The sequence below is a fragment of the Streptomyces sp. NPDC054840 genome (genome assembly GCF_053611065.1).
The window spans coordinates 1-8913 of sequence record NZ_JBSGZP010000276.1 but is presented as its reverse complement, the minus strand read 5'-3'; the positions used below and the strand labels follow the sequence as shown (position 1 = coordinate 8913).

Below are 8913 nucleotides of genomic sequence, written 5' to 3'. Positions count from 1 at the left end.
CACCGGCCGGGCAGGGGCAGGGCGGCGGGGCCGCGCTGTTCCGGCGGCGGCGCAAGGCGGCGAGCGATCCGGAGCCGCGTACGGCGGTGCCGGGTCAGCCGAACGTCACGGGGGCCGAGGACGGCTGGGGCAGCGCGGAGGACGAGCTTCCGGTGGTGCCCCGGACGTACGACTTCCACGGCGAGAAGGTGCTCATCGTCGACGACGACGTACGCAACGTCTTCGCGCTCACCAGCGTGCTGGAGCAGCACGGACTGGCCGTGCTGTACGCGGAGAACGGGCGGGAGGGCATCGAAGTCCTGGAGCAGCACGACGATGTGACGGTCGTACTGATGGACATCATGATGCCCGAGATGGACGGGTACGCGACGACCTCGGCGATCCGGCGGATGCCGCAGTTCGCCGGGCTGCCGATCATCGCGCTGACGGCGAAGGCGATGAAGGGGGACCGGGAGAAGGCGATCGACTCCGGTGCTTCGGATTACGTCACCAAGCCGGTCGATCCCGACTATCTGCTGTCGGTGATGGAGCAGTGGATGCGCGGCAAGTGATCGCCGGGAGGGCGGAAGGACAACGATCGCTGACTCACTGTGCCCGGTGCGGTGTGGGAGGGCGGTGAACGGGGAACCTTCTGCTCTCCCACCACGTTTCTGCTTCGTGCACAGTGACATCTCGGTGACAGGGTGTGGCGATCTCGGGACTGGGGCTACGATGACCGGCACAAGGACGGACGGCGCAAGGATGCCGTCCTCTGGGGCGGGGCCCGGCGCACAGGCCGGAGCCCGGAGCCGGGTAGGCCCCATGCCGGGGCGAGGAGGACAGGGCATGGTGCAGAAGGCCAAGATCCTCCTGGTCGACGACCGGCCGGAGAATCTGCTGGCGCTGGAGGCCATCCTCTCCGCGCTCGATCAGACACTGGTCCGGGCGTCGTCGGGGGAGGAAGCGCTCAAAGCGCTGCTGACGGACGATTTCGCGGTCATCTTGCTGGATGTGCAGATGCCGGGCATGGACGGATTCGAAACGGCCGCGCACATCAAGCGGCGGGAACGGACCCGGGACATCCCGATCATCTTCCTCACCGCGATCAATCACGGTCCGCACCACACGTTCCGCGGCTACGCGGCGGGTGCGGTCGACTACATCTCCAAGCCCTTCGACCCGTGGGTGCTGCGGGCCAAGGTCTCGGTCTTCGTGGAGCTGTACACGAAGAACTGCCAACTGCGGGAGCAGGCGGCCCTGCTGCGGCTCCAGCTGGAGGGCGGCGGCTCGGGCGGCGTGGACGCGGGCAAGGAGACGGCCGGACTGCTGGCCGAGCTCTCCGCCCGGCTGGCGGCGGTCGAGGAGCAGGCCGAGGCGCTGACCAAGCAGCTCGGCGAGGATTCGGCCGACGCCGGCGTGGTGGCGACCGCCGCGCACCTGGAGCGCAAACTCACCGGACTGCGGCGGGCGCTCGACGCGCTGGAGCCCGGAACCGCCGGAGGGGCTCCGGCCCTGCCCGCGCAGAACTGACCGTACGCGGGTCGGTACTGGCGGTGCGTCAAAGCGCCTATGGAGCCGACGACACGAACGGGTGAAGGGGTGGGCACGCGTGTCCACCGGCGTGCGCACCGGTAACCTCGGCCCCATGGCCTCAAGTACGTCCGGTAAGGGTTCCCAGAGCACGGCGGGCACCGCGAAGGGCCGCACCGGCCGTACGGCGGCGCCGGCGAAGAAGACCGCGCCCGCGCGGGGGCCCGCGGCGAAGAAGGCCGCCGCTGCCAAGCGCGCCCCGGCCAAGAAGGCCGCGGCCAAGCCCGCGCCTTCCCCGACCGGGGGTGTGGTGCGCCTGGTGCGCGCCGTCTGGCTCGGCTGCGCGCACGCCGTGGGCGCCGTCTTCCGCGGGATCGGGCAGGGGGCCAAGAACCTCGACCCCGCTCACCGCAAGGACGGCCTGGCACTGCTGCTGCTCGCCCTCGCGCTGATCGTCGCCGCCGGTACCTGGTCGAATCTGAGCGGGCCCGTCGGGGATCTGGTCACGATGCTGATCACCGGTCTCTTCGGGCGGCTGGATCTGCTCGTACCGATCCTGCTCGGCGTGATGGCGGTCCGTTTCATCCGCCATCCCGAGCAGCCCGATGCCAACGGCCGCATCGGCATCGGACTGTCGGCCCTCGTCGTCGGGGTCCTGGGCCTGGTGCACATCGCCTGCGGGGCGCCCGGCCGGGACGAGGGCACCACCGCGATGCAGAACGCGGGCGGGCTCATCGGCTGGGGCGCCTCCAAGCCGCTGATCTTCACCATGGGCGCGCCGCTGGCCGTGCCCATGCTGGTGCTGCTCACGATCTTCGGACTGCTCGTGGTCACCGCGACCCCGGTCAATGCGATCCCGCAGCGGCTGCGCAGGCTCGGCATCCGGCTCGGTATCATCGCCCCGAACGAGTACGACGAGGGCTACGGCGAGGGCGAGGGCGCCGCCGGTGAGCGGCACGACCCGGAGCGGTGGCGGGCCCGTGGTGGCGTCGGCGAGGGCTCCGGCGAGCCGGCGGACGAGGCCGAGGAGGAGGCGTTGGCCCGGCGCCGCAAGCCCCGCAGGGCCCCGGCCCGGTCAGCCATGGAGCGGGGGATGGACGCCGTCGACGTGGCCGCGGCGGCCGCCGCCGCGCTGGACGGGGTGGTCTACGGCGGAATGCCGCCTTCCCCACTCGTCGCCGACCTCACGCAGGGGATCACCGTCGAGCGGGAGGGCGCGGAGCTCACCGCTCCGGTGCCGGTCGCCCGTGCGGAGCGTCCCGTACCGGACGCCACGCCCGGGAGCGCCCCCCAGAGCGCCTCCGGCCCCGCTGCCGGGCAGCCGCACGCCACCACGGCCGCTGCCTCCGGCACGCTGTCGGTGCCCGACCTGACCAAGGCCCCGCCACGGACCCAGGCGCTGCCGCCGCGTGCCGAACAGCTCCAGCTGCGCGGGGACATCACGTACGCGCTGCCCTCGCTCGACCTGCTGGAGAAGGGCGGGCCCGGCAAGACCCGTAGCGCCGCCAACGACGCGGTGGTCGCCTCGCTGCGCAACGTCTTCACCGAGTTCAAGGTCGACGCGGACGTCACCGGTTTCACCCGCGGACCGACCGTCACCCGGTACGAGGTCACCCTCGGCGCCGCGGTCAAGGTCGAGCGGATCACCGCGCTGACCAAGAACATCGCCTACGCCGTGGCCTCGCCGGACGTCCGGATCATCAGCCCGATCCCGGGCAAGTCCGCGGTCGGCATCGAGATCCCGAACACCGACCGCGAGATGGTCAACCTGGGTGACGTACTGCGCCTCGCGGACGCGGCCGAGGACGATCACCCGATGCTGGTCGCGCTCGGCAAGGACGTCGAGGGCGGCTATGTGATGGCCAACCTCGCCAAGATGCCGCACGTGCTGGTCGCCGGTGCCACCGGTTCCGGCAAGTCCTCCTGCATCAACTGTCTGATCACCTCCGTGATGGTCCGGGCCACCCCGGAGGACGTCCGGATGGTCCTCGTGGACCCCAAGCGCGTCGAGCTGACGGCGTACGAGGGCATCCCGCACCTGATCACGCCGATCATCACCAACCCCAAGCGGGCCGCCGAGGCGCTCCAGTGGGTCGTGCGTGAGATGGACCTGCGCTACGACGACCTCGCCGCCTTCGGCTACCGCCACATCGACGACTTCAACCAGGCCATCCGGGACGGCAAGATCAAACTGCCGCCGGGCAGCGAGCGCGAGCTCAGCCCGTACCCCTACCTGCTGGTGATCGTCGACGAGCTGGCCGACCTGATGATGGTGGCCCCGCGCGACGTCGAGGACTCCATCGTCCGGATCACCCAGCTGGCCCGCGCGGCCGGCATCCACCTGGTGCTCGCCACCCAGCGGCCCTCGGTGGACGTGGTCACCGGTCTGATCAAGGCGAACGTTCCCTCGCGGCTGGCCTTCGCCACCTCCTCGCTCGCCGACAGCCGGGTCATCCTCGACCAGCCGGGCGCCGAGAAGCTGATCGGCAAGGGCGACGGACTGTTCCTGCCGATGGGCGCCAACAAGCCGGTCCGCCTCCAGGGCGCCTTCGTCACCGAGGACGAGATCGCCGGCATCGTCCAGCACTGCAAGGACCAGATGGCGCCCGTCTTCCGGGAAGACGTCACCGTCGGGCAGAAGCAGAAGAAGGAGATCGACGAGGACATCGGCGACGACCTGGACCTGCTGTGCCAGGCGGCGGAGCTGGTGGTCTCCACACAGTTCGGGTCCACCTCGATGCTCCAGCGCAAGCTGCGGGTGGGCTTCGCGAAGGCCGGGCGGCTCATGGACCTCATGGAGTCACGGGGAATCGTCGGCCCCAGCGAGGGCTCGAAGGCCCGCGACGTCCTGCTGAAGGCCGATGACCTGGACGGAGTGCTCGCCGTCATCCGCGGCGAGGCCCATCCGTAATGAATTTGCGGGCAACCGTTTCCCTTGGGCCCGCGTCAAGTTGAAGAGAGGTGGCGGTAGGCGCGCGAGATCGCTCACAGCGCCGGGCCGCCGCACCCGAGCATGACCTCCCTTCACCATTCGGATGGCGTAGGGAGTGCACCCTCCGGTTGCTCCACCCTTTCGTCACCCCCCTAGACTGGACATCCAGCAGGTGGCTACACGCTCGAAAGGCGCCCACGTGTCCATCGGCAACTCCAACTCCCCCGAAGAAGAGCGGCCTTCGACCGACGACCGGTCCGAGGACCGCATCGTCGAACGTCCCGTCGAAGGGCCGTCCATCGGGACGGCCCTCAAGAAGGCCCGGATCGCCGCCGGGCTCACCGTCGACGAGGTCAGTTCCACCACCCGCGTGCGCATCCCGATCGTGCACGCGATCGAAGAGGACGACTTCACGCGGTGCGGCGGCGACGTCTACGCCCGCGGTCACATCCGTACGCTCGCTCGCGCCGTCAACCTCGATCCGGCACCCCTGGTCGAGAGCTACGACGCGGCCCACGGCGGCCGGCCGGCACCCACCCCCGCCGCGCCGATGTTCGAGGCCGAGCGGATCCGCCCCGAGCGGCAGCGGCCCAACTGGACCGCGGCCATGGTCGCCGCCATCGTGGCCGTGATCGGCTTCGTCGGCTTCACCGCCTTCAGCGGTGGCGACGACAAGGACAAGCGCCCGGTGGCGGAAGGTTCCGCCTCCCCCAAGCCCGCACCCACACAGAGCGGCGCCAAGCCGGCCGCACCGCCCCAGCAGACCCCGCAGTCGCCCAAGCCGGAGCCCTCGGACAGTGCGATCGCCGCCGCGCCCAAGGACCTCGTCACCGTGGTCCTGACGGCCGACACGGGCGAGAGCTGGATCTCCGCGAAGGACTCCACCGGCCGGCTGCTCTTCGACGGCACCCTCGCGCAGGGTGAGTCGAAGACCTTCACGGACAAGGAGTCCGTCGACCTCGTGCTCGGCGACGCCGGGGCCGTGAAGCTCTTCGTGAACGGCAAGGAGATCAAGGACGACTTCCAGGCGGGCCAGGTGCAGCGTCTGAAATACACGAAGGCCGACCCTGCCCCGGACCAGCCCCAGGCGGGCTGACGCGGGACCGCCCTAGGGCGGAAGGCTCGAATCCGGATCCCCGGGGTGCTGCGCCGCACCCCGGGGATCTTGCTGTACGGGGACGTGCGGCTGGGGCCGACGCCGGGACGAAGTAGTCTTGAGTCCATGCCCGAACGCCGTACCGTCGCCCTTGTCACTCTTGGCTGCGCCCGTAACGAGGTGGACTCGGAGGAGCTCGCAGGCCGCTTGGCGGCGGATGGCTGGGAGCTCGTCGAGGACGCCGCCGATGCGGACGTAGCCGTCGTCAACACCTGCGGCTTCGTCGAAGCCGCCAAAAAGGACTCCGTAGACGCCCTGCTGGAAGCCAACGATCTCAAGGATCACGGCAAGACCCAGGCCGTCGTCGCCGTCGGCTGTATGGCCGAGCGCTACGGCAAGGAACTCGCCGAAGCGCTCCCCGAGGCCGACGGAGTCCTCGGTTTCGACGACTACGCCGACATCTCCGACCGCCTCCAGACCATCCTCAACGGCGGCATCCACGCCTCCCACACCCCGCGCGACCGGCGCAAGCTGCTGCCGATCAGCCCGGCCGAGCGCCAGGCCGCGGAGGTCTCCCTCCCGGGCCACGCCCAGGAGCCGGCCGCCGAGGCCCCCGCCGACCTGCCGGACGGGCTCGCACCCGCCTCGGGTCCGCGCGCGCCCCTGCGCCGCCGCCTGGACAAGAGCCCCGTCGCCTCGGTCAAGCTGGCCTCCGGCTGCGACCGGCGCTGCTCCTTCTGCGCCATCCCGTCCTTCCGCGGCTCTTTCATCTCCCGCCGCCCCAGCGACGTGCTGGGCGAGACCCGCTGGCTCGCCGAGCAGGGCGTCAAGGAGATCATGCTGGTCTCCGAGAACAACACCTCGTACGGCAAGGACCTCGGCGACATCCGGCTGCTGGAGACCCTGCTGCCCGAGCTGGCCGAGGTGGACGGCATCGAGCGCGTCCGCGTCAGCTACCTCCAGCCCGCCGAGATGCGGCCCGGCCTGATCGACGTACTCACCTCGACCCCCAAGGTCGTGCCCTACTTCGACCTGTCCTTCCAGCACTCGGCCCCCGACGTGCTGCGCTCCATGCGCCGCTTCGGTGACACCGACCGCTTCCTGGAGCTGCTGGACACCATCCGCTCCAAGGCCCCGACGGCCGGTGTCCGCTCCAACTTCATCGTCGGCTTCCCCGGCGAGAAGGAATCGGACTTCGCCGAGCTGGAGCGTTTCCTCACCCACGCCCGCCTCGACGCCATCGGCGTCTTCGGCTACTCCGACGAGGACGGCACCGAGGCCGTCACCTACGAGAACAAGCTGGACGAGGACACGATCGCCGAGCGCCTCGCGCACATGCAGCGGCTCGCCGAGGAGCTCACCTCCCAGCGCGCCGAGGAGCGCGTCGGGGAGACTCTCGAAGTGCTCGTCGAGACGGTGGAAGCCGTCGACGAGGACGGCGAGGGAGCCTACGGGCGCGCCGCACACCAGGCGCCCGAAACGGACGGCCAGGTGGTCTTCACGGACAGCACGGGCCTGGTCCCGGGGCGTATCGTCACGGCAAAGGTGGTCGGCACCCTGGGTGTGGACCTGGTGGCCGAGCCGCTCGGCATGGAGCTTGAGGAGGCGGCCGGATGACCGGAGTCCCGGCATCTGCGGCGGGCGGGACCGGCCGCCGGCCCGTACCCGGCGCGAAGCTGGGGGCCGCGGCGGTCGATCAGGCCAGCCTGTGGAACATCGCCAACATCCTGACGATGATCCGGCTCGTGCTGGTGCCGGGCTTCGTCCTCCTGCTGCTCGCCGAGGGCGGCTACGACCCGGCCTGGCGGGCCTGGGCCTGGGCGGCGTTCGCCGTCGCCATGATCACGGACATCTTCGACGGGCACCTGGCCCGGACGTACAACCTGGTCACGGACTTCGGAAAGATCGCCGACCCCATCGCCGACAAGGCGATCATGGGGTCGGCGCTGATCTGTCTCTCCTGGCTGGGTGACCTCCCGTGGTGGGTGACCGGGGTGATCCTCGGACGGGAGCTCGGGATCACCCTGCTCCGGTTCTGGGTCATCCGCTACGGAGTGATTCCGGCCAGCCGGGGCGGGAAGATGAAGACGCTCGCCCAGGGCACGGCCGTGGGCATGTACGTCCTCGCACTGACCGGGGGGCTGGCGACCATGCGCTTCTGGGTGATGGCGATCGCCGTCGTGCTGACCGTCGTCACCGGTTTGGACTACATCCGTCAGGCGGTCGTGCTGCGCCGCCAGGGTCTCGCCGCGGAGCGGGCCGCGAAGTGACCCACGCGGCGGGGGATTTTCCGGCGGCGGACGCCGCTTCGGAAGCGGTGGATGTGACCGGAGTGGCGGCGGATGCGCTGCGTCTGCTTACGGAGAGTGATCAGACCCTCGCCGTGGCGGAATCGCTGACCGGCGGCATGGTGGCAGCCGAGCTCACGGCCGTCCCCGGAGCTTCCCGGTCCTTCCGCGGCTCGGTCACGGCGTACGCGACGGAGATCAAACACCTGGTCCTCGGGGTGGACGCGGGACTGCTCAAGGCCGAAGGAGCGGTGAACGCGCAGGTCGCGGCGGAGATGGCGGCCGGCGTGCGGCGCGTGCTGGGTGCTTCGTGGGGGATCTCGACGACCGGGGTGGCCGGTCCGGAGCCGCAGGACGGGCAGCCGGTGGGCACCGTTTTCGTCGCGGTGGACGGTCCAGGGGGCAGGAAAACGGTCCGTCTGAGGTTGAAAGGCTCCCGCGAGGAAATCCGTAGGGAGAGTGCACGCACAGTGCTCAGCCTTCTCTCGGACCAACTCCGCGCGAATGCGCGGGGGCAGGATACGGAACAGAACGGGGGGATTTGATGTTTGCAGCCCTGAGTGAACACGACATCGCTCCCCGCACGGCCGCGGCGCGAGGCGGTACGGTGGGGCGTGAAGGATGCGGCTACACGGTCAGAGGAGGGAGCCACCGATGATTCTGCTCCGTCGCCTGCTGGGTGACGTGCTGCGTCGGCAGCGCCAGCGCCAGGGCCGTACTCTGCGCGAAGTCTCCTCGTCGGCCCGAGTTTCGCTCGGCTATCTCTCCGAGGTGGAGCGGGGGCAGAAGGAGGCATCCTCCGAGTTGCTCTCCGCGATCTGCGACGCGTTGGACGTACGGATGTCCGAGCTGATGCGCGAAGTCAGTGACGAACTGTCGCTGGCCGAGCTGGCACAGTCGGCCGCGGCAAGCGAACCGGTGAGCGTGCCGGTCCGCCCGATGCTCAATTCGGTCTCCATGGCTTCGGTCACGGGTGGACCGGAGCGGGTGACCATCAAGGCGCCTGCGGAAGCGGTGAATGTCGTAGCCGCGTGAGCGAGCACGTGCGTGTTTGAGCGTGGCCGGAGCCCCGGCCGGTGCCTGTGCAC

General features: G+C 70.2%; 8 protein-coding genes. All 8 read left to right on the top strand.

Annotated elements, in window-relative coordinates:
* Positions 1–551 (top strand): response regulator (locus ACWGIU_RS20270; RefSeq protein ID WP_453707690.1); only part of this gene is annotated, 551 nt, incomplete at its 5' end.
* Between the two features lie 274 nt (positions 552–825).
* Positions 826–1509 (top strand): response regulator, encoded by a 684-nt coding sequence (locus tag ACWGIU_RS20265; RefSeq protein WP_453707688.1) that lies wholly within the window; start codon positions 826–828, stop codon positions 1507–1509.
* A gap of 115 nt (positions 1510–1624) precedes the next feature.
* A complete protein-coding gene (locus tag ACWGIU_RS20260; protein WP_453707686.1) occupies positions 1625–4420 on the top strand; it encodes a DNA translocase FtsK in 2796 nt (931 codons plus the stop codon).
* A 220-nt stretch (positions 4421–4640) separates the two neighbouring features.
* Positions 4641–5537, top strand: a complete 897-nt coding sequence (locus ACWGIU_RS20255) for a helix-turn-helix domain-containing protein (protein ID WP_453707684.1) — start codon at positions 4641–4643, stop codon at positions 5535–5537.
* A 126-nt stretch (positions 5538–5663) separates the two neighbouring features.
* On the top strand, positions 5664–7154 hold the full coding sequence (rimO, locus tag ACWGIU_RS20250; protein WP_453707682.1) for a 30S ribosomal protein S12 methylthiotransferase RimO: 1491 nt from the start codon (positions 5664–5666) through the stop codon (positions 7152–7154).
* Positions 7151–7807, top strand: coding sequence for a CDP-diacylglycerol--glycerol-3-phosphate 3-phosphatidyltransferase (gene pgsA / locus ACWGIU_RS20245; RefSeq protein WP_453707680.1), 657 nt, complete (start codon positions 7151–7153; stop codon positions 7805–7807). The genes rimO and pgsA overlap by 4 nt, the downstream gene beginning before the upstream one ends.
* A 53-nt stretch (positions 7808–7860) precedes the next feature.
* Positions 7861–8370 (top strand): CinA family protein, encoded by a 510-nt coding sequence (locus ACWGIU_RS20240; protein ID WP_453707692.1) that lies wholly within the window; start codon positions 7861–7863, stop codon positions 8368–8370.
* Positions 8371–8479: 109 nt separating this feature from the next.
* Positions 8480–8860, top strand: a complete 381-nt coding sequence (locus tag ACWGIU_RS20235; RefSeq protein ID WP_030012484.1) for a helix-turn-helix domain-containing protein — start codon at positions 8480–8482, stop codon at positions 8858–8860.
* The last annotated feature ends 53 nt before the right edge of the window (positions 8861–8913 follow it).

Coding starts and splice junctions, on each gene's coding strand:
- ACWGIU_RS20265 (WP_453707688.1), top strand. CDS start 826: ATGGTGCAGAAGGCCAAGATCCTCCTGGTCGACGACCGGCCGGAGAAT.
- ACWGIU_RS20260 (WP_453707686.1), top strand. CDS start 1,625: ATGGCCTCAAGTACGTCCGGTAAGGGTTCCCAGAGCACGGCGGGCACC.
- rimO (WP_453707682.1), top strand. CDS start 5,664: ATGCCCGAACGCCGTACCGTCGCCCTTGTCACTCTTGGCTGCGCCCGT.
- pgsA (WP_453707680.1), top strand. CDS start 7,151: ATGACCGGAGTCCCGGCATCTGCGGCGGGCGGGACCGGCCGCCGGCCC.
- ACWGIU_RS20235 (WP_030012484.1), top strand. CDS start 8,480: ATGATTCTGCTCCGTCGCCTGCTGGGTGACGTGCTGCGTCGGCAGCGC.